This window comes from Treponema rectale (genome assembly GCF_014202035.1).
Lineage (GTDB): Bacteria > Spirochaetota > Spirochaetia > Treponematales > Treponemataceae > Treponema_D > Treponema_D rectale.
Genome location: NZ_JACHFR010000002.1, coordinates 654092 through 674017, shown reverse-complemented (window position 1 = coordinate 674017; position 19926 = coordinate 654092). Strand labels below are relative to the sequence as shown.

Annotated in this window: 7 protein-coding genes; all 7 read right to left on the bottom strand. The window is 39.0% G+C overall.

The window, feature by feature from the left end; all coding sequences use genetic code 11:
- Positions 1 to 22 precede the first annotated feature (22 nt).
- Complete coding sequence (locus HNP77_RS07425) at positions 23 to 1402, bottom strand: GGDEF domain-containing protein (RefSeq protein WP_184652542.1); 1380 nt, start codon at positions 1400 to 1402, stop codon at positions 23 to 25.
- Positions 1403 to 1524: 122 nt separating this feature from the next.
- The gene (locus tag HNP77_RS07420) at positions 1525 to 2049 is read right to left on the bottom strand and encodes a hypothetical protein (RefSeq protein WP_184652541.1); all 525 of its coding nucleotides are present in this window, start codon (positions 2047 to 2049) and stop codon (positions 1525 to 1527) included.
- A 179-nt stretch (positions 2050 to 2228) separates the two neighbouring features.
- Positions 2229 to 4541, bottom strand: coding sequence for a glycoside hydrolase family 2 protein (locus tag HNP77_RS07415; RefSeq protein ID WP_184652540.1), 2313 nt, complete (start codon positions 4539 to 4541; stop codon positions 2229 to 2231).
- A 229-nt stretch (positions 4542 to 4770) separates the two neighbouring features.
- Positions 4771 to 6408 carry an ABC transporter substrate-binding protein gene (locus HNP77_RS07410; protein WP_184652539.1) on the bottom strand — a complete coding sequence of 546 codons (1638 nt, stop codon included), beginning with the start codon at positions 6406 to 6408 and terminating at the stop codon, positions 4771 to 4773.
- 241 nt (positions 6409 to 6649) lie between these two features.
- Complete coding sequence (locus HNP77_RS07405) at positions 6650 to 7537, bottom strand: carbohydrate ABC transporter permease (protein WP_184652538.1); 888 nt, start codon at positions 7535 to 7537, stop codon at positions 6650 to 6652.
- A 19-nt stretch (positions 7538 to 7556) separates the two neighbouring features.
- Positions 7557 to 8567, bottom strand: coding sequence for an ABC transporter permease (locus HNP77_RS07400; RefSeq protein WP_184652537.1), 1011 nt, complete (start codon positions 8565 to 8567; stop codon positions 7557 to 7559).
- A 304-nt stretch (positions 8568 to 8871) separates the two neighbouring features.
- Positions 8872 to 19893 (bottom strand): hypothetical protein, encoded by an 11022-nt coding sequence (locus HNP77_RS07395; RefSeq protein ID WP_184652536.1) that lies wholly within the window; start codon positions 19891 to 19893, stop codon positions 8872 to 8874.
- Positions 19894 to 19926 lie beyond the last annotated feature (33 nt).

Sequence of the window (19926 nt, the reverse complement as noted above, 5' to 3'; positions counted from 1 at the left end):
TTTGTTCCATTTTTACATAATCCTATCTTTTTTTTACTTCTTTGTGCTGACGGTAATATTCGTTTTTGTCGGCGTACATTGCTTCATCGGCGATATGCATGCACATTCGCAATTCCTGTTCATTCTGAGTCCATGCGGAACCAATTGCAAGACAAACGTCTGAACCATATCCTGTTTCTGAGCGAAGTTTTTTTACTTTTTCTTCAAGTTCATCTTTCTGGCACCCTGGAAGAATTATTACAAATTCATCTCCCCCAGAACGATAGATTTCATAATTTTCAAAATGCCGTCTTAAAAGATTTGCTGCATTTATTAAGAGGGCATCTCCTGCTTCATGTCCTCCTGTATCATTGCACTGCTTAAGTCCATTTAAGTCCACAAATATTACACCATATGGAACTGCAACCGTGTAACTCTTTTTAACATGCCAGTCTACTCTGGCATTCATAGAATTACGGTTTTTAACTCCTGTAAGAGTATCTATATTACTCATGTATTCCAGGCGTTCCATAAGTTCATTACTTGCAACTTCTGCAGAAAGAAAAAAAGCACTTAATTCAATATACTCTTTTAGTTCTACAATTTTGTCAGTATTAAAATTGGTAACAAACAGAACGCCCATCATTTTTTTACCTTTTGTAAGAGGAACAAGAATAAGAGTTTTTACCCCGGCCCCTTTAAGGCTTTTTACCCAGACAGGATTAATTTTTTCAAGTTCTGCCATATCAAATTCATTTTTTATAATTACGTTATCATGTTTTCCGATAGTCTCTTCCCAGGAGAATACTACATCAGGAGTCAGATAAGGCATAAAGTCATTTATTGAAACATCATCATTATTAAACTTTGAACACAGAGGTGCATATTTTTTCTGTGAGCTGTCTATCATAATGATACAGCTGCAGAATGAATCAGTAATCTTTTGAATATCAGAAATAACTTTATTCATGCTTTCATAAAAATTATCTGTCCCGCGTAAATTTATACAGGTCTGAATAACATTTGAAGCAGTTTCCATAGAAACATTTGACATTCTTTCTGATTCTGGTTTTTTAGTGAACTCAAAGGAAAATAAAAAATAATAAAGACCGTCTTTATCCAATTCAGAGGATAAGGGTGAATAAACGCCATCGGTCCAAACATCCATGGATTTTGCATCTACATAAGTGTGAAGAGACTGTTTTAAAACGGCAGCCCTATAACAGAAATCTTCAAAATTCGGTTCTTTAGGCACAAGTTCTGAATAAATCATGTTGTTATAATAACCAGTGCCCATTATCTGTTTATAGCTGTCATTTGCACAGACAATTCTTATTTCGTCATAATGGCCGTCGTCAGTTTTTCTGACTGACATAACAGCACTTGCCTTTTCAAAGGAATCAACTAAATCCTGAAAATTCATACTTCTATTTTAAAGCTAAATCACTGCTTTTTCAAATAAAAACTCATGATAAAAAATAAGCCCTCCGGTTATTTACCGGAGGGCTTATTATGGGAGCTGTACTTTTTTTATCAGATTCACATTTAATCAAATTGATTTATCTTTATTATTTCAGAATAATACCTTTCACTCCCCTCACCTGTATAGGTTACAGAATTATTACTCTCATAACACCCATATACTTTTTCTGAAAAATACCATGTAAACTTAGGTGATGTTTTATCTTTATCAGTATATAAAGTATCACCATAAATAGTTTCTAATTTTTCAATTAATGTACCATGATTTTTCTGCAACTCAAAATGAATCTCTGTAGTTTTATCCGCATAGTAAGAAGACACTGCTACGGTTTCTGTTTTTCTTGAGGAAACCAAACGAACTTCTGCATAACCGTCATAATCATAAGAAACATCAGTATCGAGTTTTTCATCAGAATCAGTAAGAAGATAATTCTCTGTAGGAGTAATCACAAGCGTACCATAAGAAGTTTCATATTCTCCGCAAATATACTCATAACTATTCTCAGGATTATCTTCTACTTTTTCCTGACACCCTGTAAATAAAATCACACAAGCAAATGCTCCCATTAATTTTTTAAAAAGTTTCATATATATCCTCCTTTAACTTTTTTCCTAATCTCAAAAGGATTAACAGGAAGTCTTTAGTAGAGAACTGTCAAGTTCTCTACTACCCCATTGCTATAGTAATGGCGAAAAAAAAATAAGCCCTCCGGTTATTTACCGGAGGGCTTATTCCCTGCTTCTGATATTTTAATTAAGTATTTTCATCATACTTCTACTGTAAGTTCAGTTTTACCTGCACTTCTGAAAGTTACGCTTGCGTTGTCTGAACATTTTTTTACGTAAACAATCAATTTTCCGTTATAGGCATGACGGTAATTTGCAGAATATTCAGTTACATCTGCAAGGTCTCCGTTTTCAATTCCTGCAAGCACGCAGCCTTCTGTTTCTACTGTGATAAGTGAAGAATCTGTTACTACAGGATTATCCAGATCATCAACAACAGAAACTTCTATCTGCTGAACTTCTTCACCAGAAACAACCGTTGCATTAAAGGCAACTGCAGCACCAGTCGTTACGATTACATCATCGCTGGAAGAAGCTTTTACAGAAATCTCTCCTTCTTCATAATCAAGTGTGAATTCAGCAAAACCTTTTTCTTTAGGGTTTGCCTTACCGGCTGACTTTCCGTTTACAAAAAGTTCAACTTCATCTTCATTAGAGAAAACACGGACATCAACTTTTGTTCCGGAAGCATAATTCCAGCTTTCAAGCCATGGTCTGTTCCAGTAATCTTCTTCGCTAACAGCTGTAAAAATCTTACAGAACTTCTCACTGCTCCACAAACCTTTGCGGAAGTAGTACATCGGCTTTTCAAAGCCTGCAAGCGTTAAAAGACCTGCATAACTTCCATGTACAGGCCAGCCTTTTGCTTCTCCCAGATAGTCAATTCCTGTCCAGAGGAACTGTCCTGCAATGTATTCGTTATCAGTAACAGCACGCCATGCATCAAGACCGTGCTGGTTTTCACTACCTACAAACATTTTATTCGGGAAACGTTTGTGGTCTTCTTTATAAAACTGTTCCTTATAGTTGTAACCGATAACATCAAGGGCATCCACAACTCCCGTATCACTGGAAAGTTCAGGGAATGCAAGAGCCATGGTTACAGGACGGGTCGTATCCCAGAGCTTTACCTGTGCCGAAAGCATTTTTGCTATTCCGCCAATCTGTCCGATATCAGGATGATTTGGATTGAACTGTCTTTCTGCTGCCGGTTTTGAAGCATCGTTATTTCCCGTCATCTCCTTAAATTTTGGAGAACAGTAAGGATCGTTCGGATAGTCAATTTCGTTACCGATTGAATACATAACAACACAAGGATGATTGCGGCGGCGTACTACAAATGAACGGCAGTCATCTTTATAACAGCTTAAGAAATCATCTGTAATTCCCTGATGGCTTGGCGGATAAACATTATGACCCTGCCACCATTTATTCTTCGGTTCCTGCCATTCATCATAGATTTCATCCATGACAAAGAATCCCATTTCATCACAAAGCTGATAAAGCTCATCTGAATGAGGATTATGACTCATGCGGATTGCATTACATCCTGCTTCCTGAAGCTTTGCAAGACGGCGGGCCCACACTTCCTTAGGAACTGCATTACCCCAGCAGCCTGCATCTTCATGAACACAAAGTCCCTTAAACTTGTAACTCTTTCCATTACAGAAAAATCCTTTGTCAGCATCAAACTTAAGTTCACGAATTCCTACCTGCTGAGAACAGCTGTCACTTTCTTTACCGTCACTTACAACTGAAACATTCAAAGTATAGAGATACGGATCTTCCGGAGACCATTCATGCACTTCCGGCAGTTCATAAGTAAATTCATAGGATGCTGTTTCTGAAGCAGCTATATCTCCTTTCTGAGTTCTTGTGTAAACGCTTTTTCCGTCCTTATCAGCAAGATTAACAGTTACTTCAAGAGCATGTTTAATACTTCCGGCATTTTTTACGCGGGTATCTACATAAATCTGCTTATTATCTTTAGAATAAAAGAAAACTCCGTCGTCTGTTATATGACAGTCATCTGTAACCTTAAGCACAACAGGACGCATTATTCCGCTTCCTGTATACCAGCGGCAGTCAGCTATGTCTTCATGACTGACACATACTGCAAGAACATTTTCACTGTCTGTCTTAATACTTTCTGTTATATCAAATTCAAATGATGTAAAACCATTCTGATGATTTCCAAAATAATAACCGTTACACCATACGCGGGCATGTTTATAAACTCCATCAAAACATACACGTACCCGTTTATTCTTCATGGTGCTGCCGTCAAAATGACAGCGGAACCAGCCGGTACCACCAGGAAGATATCCTGTTCCGCTTGAATTTTCTCTGCTGAACGGAAAGGAAGGGGCCCAGTCGTACGGAACACTTACTTTTTTCCAGGATGAATCGTCAAAATCTCTTGCCCAAAAATCACCTGACTTAATAACTGAATGAAGGTTTTCAAAATGGTTCTGTAAACTAAATAACCATCCGTCTTTAAGATTGTAATTCATCCTAAACTCCTGTATAAAAGCCGGGACTGTTCTAAAAACCCATGTTATGCGGAATTTAATCCGGAACCTGGCACTTTATTACAAAAAAAACTATTTGATTATGAAAAGGTTTTCATACTCAATCACTAAAAAAGAGGAATGGAAAACTTCGCATCCCTCTTCTCTAAAGCAGTAAAAAAATGACATACAGGTACCGCAGCGGCTGCGATACCTGCAGAATTAACTAATCTTATTTATTCTTTTTATTGAATGCATCAAGCTGGCTCTGAAGTTCAGCAATTGCTCTGTCAATTCCAGCCTGCTTAAGTTCCTGTCTGAATTTCTTTACATCAGCTTCCGGATCTGTTGTTTTACCATAACAGATGTTACCCATATAGCGTGACCATACGTCACTGATGTTAGAAAGCTCTGACTGAATTGAATCTACATCCCATACAATCTGTCCGTAAGGATAATCAACCTTTACTTTGTCATAAATAGCGCAGATTTCATCAAACTTATCCCATGCACCCTTTACGTTGCGGATTTCGAGATTGTCATTACGTCCCCACCAGTAATCTGTTACGATTGCAGGATAAGCATTCTCTCCCTTTTCGTTAAGAACCGGTCTGTAGTAATATTCACCGTCAAGCTTAATGTTGCCGTTTTCATCTTCTGTGTATTTGATCTCAGAAGCTTTGATAACATTTTTGTTTGCATCAAGAACTTCATACTGTTTTCCTTCAATACCGTAGTTGAAGAGGCGGTAACATTCAGGATCATTGCGGAGAAGATCATATACAGCAAGTGCATGTCTCTTATGCTTAGAAGCAGCAGAAATAGCCATAGCACCGTGAGTGATTGTCATTGTAGTTACGTTTCCAGATTCTTCACCGAACCAGAAGAATCCAACATCAGAACCAGGCTGTTTTACATCCATCTGAGGACGAACTGTTGTATACCATGTCTGTGTATGATGCTGATCTACACCAGTCTGACCAAGGTAAAGTTCTTCACGTGTATCACCAGTGCTGTTGAATACGTCTTTCTTCCATACACCCATTTCATCCCATTCTTTCATGAGCTTTGCATATTCTACAAGTTCATCACCTTCCATGAATGGTGAATAGATTTTGTTAAGGTTAGAACGGCGTACACCGAAGGTTCCCAGTGTGTTGATACCGTCAAGGGCGATGTAATCAGATTTTGACTGAATATATCCGTCTGCATGGAAAGTAGAGTTAGCACCAGTTGAATCCCATGCATAGAAGTTTGACTTCTTAAGACCTGTAAGGTATTCGAAGTACTTTGTCATATCTTCCCATGAGTGTACTCCATCCTTAAGGCCAGCTTCTCTTGCCCAGTCTCCGCGGTACATAAATCCGTGGTTAATCCACTGTGCATAGTTATCTTCAGGCATAAGATAGATTTTTCCGTTGTAGCGGCACATATCCCAGTGTTCTTTTGAAACGCTGTTCCATGTTTTTGGAGCCCATTTCTGGATTTCTTCTTCAGGAATAGCACAGAATGCTCCATTCTTTGAGTTTTTCCATGCATCAAGCCAGTCAGAAGCAGTACCAACAAGGTCAACAGTTCCATCCATCTGTGCGAGAGTAAGATTGTACTGTGTCTGATAGTTTGTCCATGGGATATAGTAAATTTCGAGCTCAGCATTTGCTTTTTCTTTAAGAATCTTGTTAAGTTCTTTAAGCATTTCCTGAGTTGCTGTATCACTTGGTTTGTTTCCAGTTGTCATGTAAACAACTTTTGCAAATTCATTCATGTCATCATCAGAAAACTTTGGTAATTTGTTTCCGCATGAAGCCATTGAACCAATCATCAAGAGGGATGCTGCTGCAAACCCTAAACCTTTAATCATTCGTTTCATTTAGTTCCTCCAATTTATTTATTTTTTAACTAAACACTAAACAGTAATGAAAACCTTTTTTCTAAACTAAGTAATGAAGGGCTTTGTTTTCGCAATTTGCCCTGCCGGCGTTACTGCTCCTGCATACTTCAGTCTTACTCGCTTCGCGAAACTGACTGAAGTATTCCGACCAGATTGCAGACGCAATCTGTCTTTGCTTCGCGAAACAGCCATTATTATTTCGGCTTGATTGCTTGCGCAATCAACCCTTAACAGCACCTACTGTGATACCGCTGATGAAGTATTTCTGTACGAACGGGTACACTAAGATGATAGGGCCGGTTGCTACACAGGCGGTTGCCATCTTAAGAGTTTCTTCCGGGAAGTTATCGAATGTTACGAAGGCTCCTGCTACGGAATTCTTAAGATAAGAAAGCTGGTTGATAATCTGATACAGCATGTACTGCAATGGTTTGTATGTTACGCGTTCTGAAAGGAACAGTGATGACTGATACCATTCATTCCAGTAACCAAGAGCAAGGAACAGACCGATTGTTGCAAGTGCAGGCTTAAGCATTGGAAGAATAAGACGGATAAAAATAGAGAAGTCTCCGGCACCGTCAATCTTTCCTGCTTCAGTAAGTTCATACGGAACAGACTTTACAAAGTTCTTCATAAGAATAATAAGCCACGGACTCATCATTAAAGGAAGAAGAATTGCAAGGTAATTGTCCTTAAGACCATATCCCTGTGTCATAAGAAGATAGTAAGGAGCAAGACCTGCACTGAAGAGGCTGGCAAAATAAATGAAGAAGGAAATTATGTTTCTAAGAGGGAAGTCATGACGGTTGAGTGCATAACCTGTCATAGAAATAATTCCAAGTCCTACAAGAGTTCCTACGAGTGTCATTGAAATTGTTACTACATAAGAACCAAGAATGTTTGTTCCACCTTTGAAAATCATTCTGTAAGCTTCAAGAGTTGCTCCACGAGGAAAGAGAGAGAAGCCCTTTACGCGTACAATATCCTCAGAACTGAATGAAGTTCCGACAATCAGAAGAAACGGAAGTACACACAGTAAAGAGAAAATGATTACTACAATCATTGCGAAACGTTCTACAAAAAAGTCCGATGTTGTTTTCTGTGACATTATTTATTCTCCTTACTGATTAGAACAATGAATATTCAGGCTCAATCTTTTTGATTACCGCATTACAAATCATAACGATAACAAATCCGATTACAGACTGATAGAAACCGATTGCCGATGCAGTTGAGAAGTTAAAGTCCTGCATGGTTGCACGGTAAACGTAAGTTTCAAGAATATCAGTAGTTGGATAAAGAAGTGCGTTTGTACCAATGATGTTATAGAACAATCCGAAGTTACCTTTAACGATTCCTCCCATTGCAAAGAGCATGAGGATTACAAGTGTAGGTTTAAGCAGAGGAAGCTCGATGTACCAGATACGCTGGAAAGCGTTTACACCGTCAATACGTGCTGCTTCAATAGTTTCTGAATCAATACCCATGATTGCAGCAAAGTAAACAATCGTATTATAACCGGTACACTGCCACAGCTGGACAAGGATAATAAGCGGCGGCCATGCTTTCGGATTAGAATATGGAGCCCATCTGGAAAGACCAAGGCTCCTAAGAACGCTGTTAAGGAATCCGTAGTCATAGTTCAATACGTTGTAAACAAGAAGACCTACAAGTACGGCAGAAATAAAATACGGCAGCAACATTATTGTCTGCGTAATTTTCTTGAAAATTCTGTTTGTAATTTCATTAATAAGAATAGCCATGAACATGGCAACAACATTATCAAGAACAAGAAAAGCAAAGTTATAAAGAATGGTGTTGCGGGTAAGCTTCCACATCTGACCTGATTCAAAAAGGAACTTAAAGTTATCAAGTCCTATAAAATCACTTCCAAAAATTCCGCTGGCATAATTATACTTAACGAATGCAACGTAAATACCCGGAAGAGGTGCATAACTGAATGCAATAAAGAATATAATTGCAGGTATACACATCAAAATAAGAGAGTAATGCTTTCCGCATTCTCTAAAGAAAATACCGGTCTTGCCAAGCTTTTTCTTTTTAGCCAGTACCGTCACTTCAGCAGGGGTTCCGGCAGATACCGTTCCCTCAGAAGCTGCTGTTTTTACTTTTTCCATAGCAATTCCTCGTTTAAATTTATGAAAACCTTTTCACAATATTAACATCACAAATAACATTTGTAAAGCAATTTTAAAAATGATATCAGATTTTTTATTTAATATCAAAAAAATGTAACTGATTTCTAATTCCTCAACTGCTCCTTCTCTCCCTCTTATTCTTTATTTTAACACGAATTTTACGCTTTCTCACCTTTTATTTTATTTTTTACACAATCTTTAAAGCCCTGCTGTAAAAAAAACACGGAAAAGAGCCGTAACTCACGTAACTCAATTCCGTGCCTGTATATTTTATTCTGTTTTTTTATTCATCCAGCATCTTACCGAATTCCAGGGTCGTACCGAGGTAACCTAAAACAGGACGGTCTTTGCTGTCAAAATCAAGGTTTACCGCTCTGAATTTGCTGTCACTTCCCTGAGGAGGTGTAACGGCAGGAACAGTCATGTATTCCCATACGCCGGTTGTATAACCTTCAGCATTGATTCCCTGAAGCTCATTTTCGTCAGCATCAGAAATATCAATATCCTCTGCTGCAAAATATGCAAGCTTGATCGGTTCACGGCTTCCGGCTTCCGTACTGTTATAGTAAGCAATGTACGGAACATCATCCTTTACACGGATGCAGGTCCAGTTACCGACAGAACCATACTGGTCTACCCTGACAGTTTTAAGGCTATTGCTGCCACAAGACGGAAGATACATGTAAACCAGATCAGAATCTCCGGCATCAAAGGCCGCAATATGAATTCCATCGTTGCTGTCTATTGTCATGGAAACATCCGTTCCAACATATTCAGGGAATTCAACTGCAGCATCATTCCATCCCCCTGCATATCTGACCGTATTACCGTCAACTGCCTCTTTTGAATATCTGAGTTTAAGACGGGCATCATTTACGTCATAGTAAACGATTACTGCAATATTATCTGATGTTATGCCAAGATCAAGATACTTTGAACCGCTGCTTCCGGCAGTAATTCTTCCATTGGTATTTCTGTCAGCCAGATTAGAATACCTGCCTCTCGTTCCGCGGTTTCCGGTATTCAAGGTATTCGTCCAGCCATTATTTGTTCCGATCTTAAAAGTGCGGAAAATAATATCTTTATTAGTGGTGTTGTCATCATAATAAGCCATGTATATGCTTGCACCGGCTCTGGTAGAAGAATTTCCCTTTGCAACCATACGGATATTCTGATAGCGGCCTATAAGCGTACCATTACCGAAACTGGTTCTTTCTAAAGCTATTGCATTATTATTTCCATCATAGGAATAAACTCCGCCATAACCACTATAACCTGTACCGCCTGCCCAGCCGTCAGTATAGCCACTCCATGTGTGATCCTCAGCATAATCATTGTAAATTACATCCATAGTTGCATCGGAATAATTATATACCGTTGCATGGATATACTTTCCGTCTTCGTCACGGACCATTGCCATCTGATCAGAAGTAATTGCACCTTCAAGATATTCAATGTCAGTAAAGGACGCATCCGTTCCGCTGAACTTAGTACGCTGTGCCTGATAGCAGCTCTGAATATATCCGTTAAACGAAGATGCAGAATTAACACCGTTAAGATCGATGTATCCGAACACAGGATCATCCCCGTCCAGAATCATATTAGGATAATATCCATTCTTAATTGCCGTAGTCTTCATATCAAAGAAACGGAAGTATCTGTCATCTGTCAGAATAATGTTCTTTGTCTGAATATAATCCGGTTCACGATTAGGCATATTCTTATAATCTTTTTCTGAAGAAAGATTTCCCTTTGCCTCATTGCCATTAATATTATTAAGAGTACGTATACCGTTACTGTAAACTTCCAGATAACCGCTCTTCGTTATACCCTGATTTCTGATGGTAAATGAAGAAGAAGTTCCTGTTACATAAGAGAGCCTTGAGGCATTCTGAGTTGTAAAGGAAGCTGCTCCAAGATTACTTTCTTTTACAATCCATGCAGCCGTCGGATTAAAGTTAAATCCGTTTACAGTAATTGTATTTGCCTGCACATTTGCAAGCACACTGTATTTACCGGAAGCAGAACGTATATTGTTTGCCTTCAGTCCGCTGGAATTACGAACTTTTGTTACAATTTCACTTATATACGGAACAACATCCATTCTGTACAGCCCGGTAAGAGGTCCTTCCGTTACAGTGCTGCCGGTTTTTGTTACTGCACCGGAATAACCGGTACCTGTTACAGAAACAGTATTTGCCGTATAAACAGCTTCTGACTCACCGGAACTCCACTTTGGTGTACCGCGGTCTGTAGCCGAAGCTGTTACAGTTACATCAAGAGCAGCCGTACCGGAAACCTTTTCTGTATCAACATAAAGAATCCAGTGAACTACATGTCCATATTCCTGCGAAGTATAAGGAACTTCATCACCGGCTTTTTTACCGGAAGGAAGTTCATCAATTATTCCGACAGAAACAAGTTCTGCATAAGTTGCATGAACGACATCTGATGCCCAGCCTGAATCAGGAATAACATTACCGGAACCAAGAGAAGATCTTAAAATCCAGGTCGAACTGTTTTCAGCATCATAAGAAGCAATGGCAGTATCCGTACTTCCCATTGATCCCATACCTGTTCCAAACTTAACTTTAATTTCGCGAAGAAGAGTATCATCACGGGCAATACCTTCTATTTTAATCTTTCCGGAAACTTTCGGATCTGCATCAAATTCTCTTTCTGATGCATTGTAACCGGAAGAAAGAATCCAGTCTTTTGCATACTCAATATGTCCGTTCTTTTTGTCTGCGCCAAAAATACTGTTATCCGAAGCAGAGTTCCAGTAAAGAGGAAGAATGTAGTTTTCAGCACTGTTCTTTTCACGAAGGCTTACATTCATGATTACAGAAAGTTTTGCATTATTGCTTATTGCATCACTCTGATTTTTACCAGGAGTAGAATCCCCGAATCTGAATTCAAATTTCTTATTCTTACCGTCAGATATCAGTTCAGAATCTGTTTCGTCCACAGTTCCGATAAAGGCACTTACAGGAAGAAGAATCGTATCATCAAGTTCAGCAATTTCATCAGTTGAACCGGAAGCAATATCCGAACCTCTTACAGTTCCGCATTTTTCTGCCTCAAGCCACCTGCGTTCAGTCTCGTTATATTTGTAAACAGAATATTCATAAGAAATCTTTCCGTTTCCGCCGACAATTTCCGGCTTGATTTCCGTAACACCCTTTACGGTAAGGGCAGCTTTTACTTTTTCTGAAGTCTGAGCCGGATATACAACTTCACTCTGTGCTGAATCAAAATCGTAAGTTGAAACATCAGCAACATGATAATTTGTAATAAACTCACTTTCATCAACCGTGCCGTTTCCGTTTTCATCAGTACCGATAAGCATACCGGCAAGACGAGGTGCATTATTTGAAACCGTACAGTCTAAAGTAAACGGAGTTTCTGAACTGTTGCCTGCTGCATCAAATGCAACCATATGAAGAGTAACAGGACCGTCAGGAAGATTCTTTGAGTTTATAGATGCATCAAAAATCCAGTCAGTTCCCTGTTTAGAGAAAGTTTCTGTAATAAGGTCTCCGTCATCAGTTGAACGGCTTCTGTAATAACCATAACCGTAACCATGGTCATAGTTTAATTCAGTACCGTTCTTTTCACTTCCGTTATCAATAACATTACAGAGGGCAAAGTAAGCATCAACCGTACCGTCTCCCGGTGCCTCGGAAATCTGTACTGCAGTACCTGATACTGAAGAAATAAGGTAAATCGTACCGTTAATCTTTACCAGACCTCTTGAATGAAGGTTTGCATCTGCACTGCCTGCATAAGAGAAAGTAGTTCCAGAAACAGTTCCTGAAAGTTTCTTCCAGTACAAACCGTCAGAATAAGTAATGTCACTTCTTCCCTTGTAATTAATAATCATATTGCCGGAAGCAGCATCCTCAGAGTCTTTGTTTGAATGATAAATCATTACATCAAACAAATCGTTTGTCTTTGAATTCAATTCATTTACATGAAGAGGATATGTTTCTGCATCAAAATCTCCCAGGCTGTAACCAAGATCTCTTGTAAAGTAGAAAGCAATATGTTTTACACCAGACTGTTCAACTTCAACTCCGGAAGATTCAATCTTGTCTTCAGAAGCAATTGCTCCAAAGGTATAGAAGCCGCTCTGATTCTGAATCTTATCATCAAGCTTTACAAAAGTATTTGAAGCTTCGGTATTAAACACAGGAGCTTTGTTATCGAAGGTAATCGTATATGTTAATGGAAGAGAAAGTCTTGTATCTGTATTTTCCTCAACATAGAATTCTACGGAAGATGAACCGACTTTTCCTGCTTCTTCACTTCCCATCGGAACACTGAATTCATAATTGTAAATTACATTTCCATTATAAGAATCTGCTACAGGCTTAAACCAGATGTTTGAATCTTTTCCGTCAGTAAAGGAAGCTCCGGCTGAAGAAATTTTTTCTGCATCATTGTAAACAACTTTTGAGATACCTGAGTCATCATCCTTGAAGGTTCCTGTAAGATACCAGATTCCCTTAACGTTCTTTCCGTCAGAATAGGGCTGCCGTGCAATTACTGTTCCAGAAGAATTATACTGGACAAGATAAAGTGTATTTGCATCAACATACGGACTCTTTGCGTCAATCTCAATATTCTGAACAATAGGAATACTTCTGTGCATTTCTTCATCAGTTGCATAAAAGATAAGTGTAAGTTCTGCCTTACCGTCTGAAGAAGGATTGAATTCCTTATTGGTATTTATTGTCTGGTTCCAGCCGGTACCCTTAACTTCAACCATGATTCCATAATTTGAAGCGGACTGTTCCGTAATTCCTGCAAGAGAATTTACAGCCGTATTCGTTGTCATGTTACCGATTGTGTAAATACGCTTTCCGCCGGAATCTTTAAGATTGAAAAGTTTTGTAAGATCAGCAAGAGTAAAGTCTGCTGATACTCCTTCTGCAATCTGAACCCAGACATATTTTGCTGCATTGTTATCAACTGCAGTTCCTGTCATGCGGATTGCACCGCCTAAGGTAGGAGCCTTTGAATCAATATCCACCGGATATGATACTTCTACAGACGGCCGTTCTCCCTGAGGGTCTACGTTTACCAGCTGACACATTTCCGTATGATTCTTACATCCGTCAACTGCTTTTACCCAGAAGTATACCGGAGTAATTTCATCATAAGGATTTAATGGGGCTTCAATAGCTGCAGCTGTGGTAATTCCAAGATATTTTTCTGTAAGGTATACGGCAAATTTATCAGTATGATCCGCTGCATCCAGTTCATCATCAAAGTAAACAAACCAGCTTGTACCGTTTCCTGATTCAACAATTTCTGTCCATGGAGTTGAACGCACGGTTCCGCTTTCTATTACTTTTTCATCCTGAGGCACATCGGCTTCCGTTCTGGAAACCGCATAGTAAACCTTAAATTCATTTTCGTTTACAACTTCACCGCGCATAGTTTCTGAAACGCCTACAGTCGCAGCCGTCTTAGAAATCTTTACTTCAGGAGAAACATTATCTATAGAAAAGTTTACCGTCTGTTCATACAACATCGGATCCGGAACCTGGTCATAAACGACAAGAAGGAATGATGAAGATGAAGCAAGTGCAATTTCTTCAGATCTCCAGACATGCACTTCAGTATCATCATAATCTGCATCATCACAGGTAAAGCTGTATTCAGTTCCGCCATAAACAACTTTAGCACCGCCTACATACTGAGCAGATTTTGCTGAGATTGAAACCTTAAACTTTGAATATGCTCCGCCCAGAGTTCCAAGAGAAGCAGCCTCTGAACTCCAGCTGTTTTCTTCAGAATCAAATACATAGTACTTGATGTTATTTACAGTCGGACGTTCCGTAACAACATTGAATGCAAGTTCTGCATTCTGTGAAGTAACATAATGCTTATCACTTCCCGTACCGCTGTCACAGATTTTAGGCTTTGCTGCTGAACCGGAAACAAATTCCGTTCCTGCAGAATCTGTAACTTTAAACCAGAGGGAATTTCTTCCTTCTGTAAATCCGGAAATACTCCATGAACTTCCAGAGAGGACAATCTCATCAGACCATGACGTCCCCCTGTTAAGAGAATACTTAAATGACTTAATGCTGCCGTCATCATCACTTACAGTTCCATAAAGAGTTGTAGTACTCTTAAGATAAGTAATTCCGTCTTCGTCTATCTTAAGATTTGTAAGCGTTACAACAGGTCTGTCTGTATCCTGGCTTACCTGAACTTCAACACAGGAAGAGCGGCCTTCGTTACCGGCAATATCAGAAGCAACGGCGCGAAGCATGTAAGTCGTTCCGTCCGTCAAATCTGCAGTATTGAAATTCTTTACTGTAAAACTGTAGCTTCCTGAAATCTGAAAATCATTTTCTCCGGGATTTTCTGAAGGAACAACAGGAGTCCATGATGCGGAAGCTTCCTGCCAGCCGTTTGTTTTAACGGAATACTCAAGTCTCGTTACGGCAGCTGAAGGCAATGTATTATCATCACTTACCGTACCGGCAAAAGAAATCAATCTGTTTACCTGAATTCCCTGAACTGAAGAATCTGCATCTTCCGGAGAATTAAGGCTAACAACCGGAGCCTTTGTATCTGCAATTACTGTTGTAAGAGGAAGTTCATTTGTATTACCGTCACCGGCCATATCCGTTACTATTCCAAAAATAACTTCATTTCCGGAAGAATCTTTGAAAGCTTCCGCCTTTATTTCAACCGTCCATTCAGCAGTAAGTCCGTTTCTTGTTACAGTAAGATTTCCATAAGTAGAATCTGTTTCCGTAATGAGATTTGTTTTACCTACCCTTACGGCAATGGATTTTACTCCGGCTGCATTATCACTGGCTGTTCCTGAAAGAATGAACTTCTGTCCGTTTTTATAACTGTATCCGTTGCCATCCTGCTTTACGCTGACATATTTTATTCCTGATGAAGACTCATCCAGAGTAATATCTGCAGGTTCAGGGTCACGATTTATTGTTAGATAAATTTTCTGTTCACCATCAACTATGGCATAATCGATTCCTGCATTACCGGCATTATCAACTGCAGCAATTACAAGATAATTTACTGTTCCATCAAAACCGGAGAATATACTGCGGTAATTGGTAGCAACAGTTTTATAGTAACGAAGCATTCCGTTATCATCTGCAGAATCAGTAAACTTTACGGAATCTTCAAACGGCTCTTCTCCTTCTCTCATACTGTAGAACACGCGGCGTTTTTCTTCAGCAGACGGAGCAAAGAATCCCGTTGAATTTGAAATTACATAATCTCTGAGGGAATCAAGGTCTTTTATAATATACTTTCCGTCACTAAGAACAGGCTCAACAGAAGAACCGGAAGTTTCTACAGGCTTATCAAATACTGCATAATAAATTCTCTTAACACCGGAACCGTTAATACCGTCACTTATATTTCCACGGAGTTCTGACTGAGTTGCATTACCATAAGTTCCTTCTGCATATTTACTTCCAACATCTTTATCCAGAGAAGCATTCCACAAAGAATTGCCTGTATTAATATCATCATTGTCAGCTTTTCCGAAACGGAAATAAAGATCCTTAAACGTTGAATCAACTTCATGATATCCGGTCGGGGCACTGGTATCAAAAATTATTTCAAAATTCTTTTCCGTAACATTGCCTGATTTATCCGTTACGGCAATCACAGCAGATGCAGTTTTTGTCCATGAAGACATATCAATTCCGGCAAACTCATAGCTTCCTGATGCTGTTGTAAAATTCTGAAGACGTTCCACTTTATTGGATTCACTGGTAATGACAAGCTTTACGGAATCAAGCCCGTAGTTATCGGTAACAGTTCCCCTGAGAATAAATGTTTTTGAAGCTGGATTTGCAAAATACCTTGATTTTTCAGTTTCATTATCCGTATATGCGGCACTTTCTGAATTCTGTTTCTTTTCATAAAGTTCAAAACTATTGATTGAAGGATAAGCATCATCCAGAGCAAGAGGGAAAAGTGTAAGGCTTCTTGAAGTTCCGGCAAGGTTCTTTCCTTCAACATGAAGACTAGCACCTTCTGTCGGAGTAAACTTAGCCTTCCATGAACGGATAAGCTGTTTATTTGTAATATCTGCATAGGACTTCCATTCAACAGCTTCTACGGAAGAAGAATCTGTAAGGACTTCCTGGGAATACCACATTTCTTCACCGTTTACATTAAGTTCAAGACCGTCAACACCACTGTGCTCATCAGAATACAAACCGTAAACAGTTACAGGTTTTGTTCCGTTTACGTAAACAGTTCCGCCTGCTTCAAAAATCTGTGAAGAACCAACCTGATAATAAAGGCCTGAAATATCAGGAGCAGAAGTATCTACATTAATTTTATATTCTGAAATCTGAGAAAGGTTTCCGGCTTTATCTTTTGCCTGAATGTAAATTACGTTTGCAGTTGAAAGGGAACCTACAACCTTGTTTTCTGAGAATTCAACTGAATTGAATTTAAATACCCCGGATTCAAAACTGGAAGTTTCTCCCGTATGACGAACTGAAAGATCAGAAGGAACTGTTTCTGAAACACCGGATTTCTTTACGTAATAATAAACAGTATCAAGACGATCATCATTATACTGTCCGGAAATATTCAGGCGGGTATCATTATAGAATTTATTTCCATTCCACAATGAAGAACCTACGGAAATATCAGAATCAAGAACCGGAACAGTTCCGTCTATAACAGTTTCTGTCTGATAAACAACAGATTCCCTTCCTGCAATATCTGAAGCAACAACTGTAATCATGTAAATACCATCATGGGGCACTGACAAAGTTGACTTTCCGTCTGTAGAAAATGAAATATTAACCGAAGTTTCTTTTGTTGACTCAACCCTTGATTCAAAAGTAATTCCATGATCATCGTAATCAGATACATCTATAAGGACAGGATTCTTATCCTCAGAACTCTGCTTCGTGTAAATTTTAGTAACTACAGAATTTAATTCATTTGTATCAGAAGCTGTAAGGCTGAGTTTTGCAACAGAGTCTTTTTTATAATATGAAGAAAGTGCACTTGTATTTTCTGCCAGAGAAATTTCCGGTTTTCCGAAATCAAATGTTACTCCGGTAAATTCTACAATATCACTGCAATTGCCAACCTGATCTTCTGCATAATACTTAATGCATATATCTTTTCCTTCCCCGTGAACTACAGGAAAGCTCTTTGTCCAGTAAGCGCTGTCTTTAACCTGCGGAGCTTCCTGACGCTCAAGTTCATACCACGGGGAGTATTCTGTCATCGTTGCGGCCTTGACTGCATAATGAACAGTTTTTGTTCCTGAGCCTTCTTCGTCACTCCAGGAACCCTGAATTTTATAGCTGTACGTACCGCTGCTGTCTTTTGTTATCGAAGCGGTTTCTTCTGTAATTCTAAGAGTACTCAGACCATCCCATCCTACAAGTTCAGAATTGGACAGCTCTATTTTTGGAGCAGCATTATCTGCATAGAAATAATAAGTTCTTGAAGTTGCATTATCTACTTTATCTGCAGAAACCCTTAAAGCAATGGTATAGTTTTTCTCAAGGCTGAGTTTGTCCGCAGGAATTTCCAGCGGTATTTCTATAACGTGCTCTCCGCTGGAAGCCGGAAGCTCCTCACCGTTCTTTAAGAAGGTATAAGTTCCTTCTTCAAATGCAATTTCTGATTCTTCTTTTATACCGTCAAATATTTTCTGCATGACTGTAAATTTCATTGCAGAGCCGGTTTCATCTTTTACTGTAAATACGACATTTGAATTTGCACCGCCGTCAAAATCAGAAGCCTTTCTGTATTCAGCATTTTTTATATTAAAATTTACTGTCGGTGCACTGGCGGTCGTCTGAATTTTAAATCCGTAGTTTTTTCCGTCTGCGGCTATGAACTCATTGTTATCCTGATCATAACCGTCAATTTTTACTGCATAAGATTTTCCGGCTAAAAGAACATCAGAGAATTCTGAAATCTTTACGCGGTACTTTGCAGAAGTTGTCATCGGAGTATCTTCAGTAATGTGATTATCAGAACTTCCGATATAAATATTCTGACTTTCAATAGTTACAACCGGTTCAGCATCTTCATTTATTGTTCCAGTAGGAAGTATCTCATAAATTTTTACACAGAGACTGTCCGGTTTTATATAAGCTTTATCAAGACCTGCTGAAACTTCTATGTTAAGAGCCTGGTCTTTAAGAATTTCTGTAAATGAATCAGAGTCTCCCGGTAAATATGAATAATCAAGAGCGTACGTCGGATTAGCCCTGGAGTCTACGGAAAAGGCAAGGCGGTAAGTATCGTTGGCAAAATATCTGTTTGGAAGAGCGTAGTCTCCTTCTGCATTCAGGATATCAAGTACGATTTCTTTTTTCTGTTCCGTAAGTGAACCGGTATAGCTTCCGTTAAGAAGGTTTTTTATTTCATACATTTCAAGACTTTCGCCCAGAAGAGAAAGCTCTTCCTTAAGGTAAGATTCAACATAAGACATTTTGCTTTCGTTACCGGCTGCATCTATTACAGAAACAACTGCGTAGTATTTCTGCTCGGTATCAAAAGCAGCATCTCCCTTTACGCCGTAAATCCTTTTATAGTTTTCATAAATATCTTCATCACCCTTTGCTTTTGCAGCATCTTCATTTTCATAATACTTTGCAATGTTTACAGCAGTATCGGCCGTATCAAATCCGGTAAACTCATTTTTGGCAAGTTCAATTTCAGTTCCGTCTTCTCTAAATACACGGACTTTCATTGTCTTTACATTATTGTCATCTGAAATCTTTCCTGTAATCTGAACGGTTCTGCCATACGGGTCAGGAGAACCAATATTTAATGTTCCCGGTTTTGAAACAACAAATACAGGAGAAGTTGAATCGACTTTGAATGTTCTTTCACGTTTATAGGAATGTCCTGCTGCATCATAAGCCGTTGCACTAAGTTCGTAGGAGCCGTCAGGAAGTACGAGCGCACTGTCTGAATTTGCAGAACGGCCTGCCTGAAGTGTAAGTTCCCACTTTGTACCGTCTATAATAGCCGCATGAAGGGTTTCTCCCACAACTTCATTTGTACCAGTATTAAGTACTACAACATCAACTCTGGTTACGCCCTTATCATCTGATATATTACCGTATACGGGAATTTCCCCTGAATATACGACATCAGCTGAAGAAGACGGACTCTCAAAATCCAGTTTAGGCGTCTGCGTATCAACAGAGGCTCCAAGACCTATATCACAGGATATTACCAGAGGGAATAAAATACCATAAAAAAAACATCTGACAGCCTTACGCTTAAACATAAAAAAATCTGATTTTTCCATCTTATACCCCTATAAAATTACAGCCGAAAATCT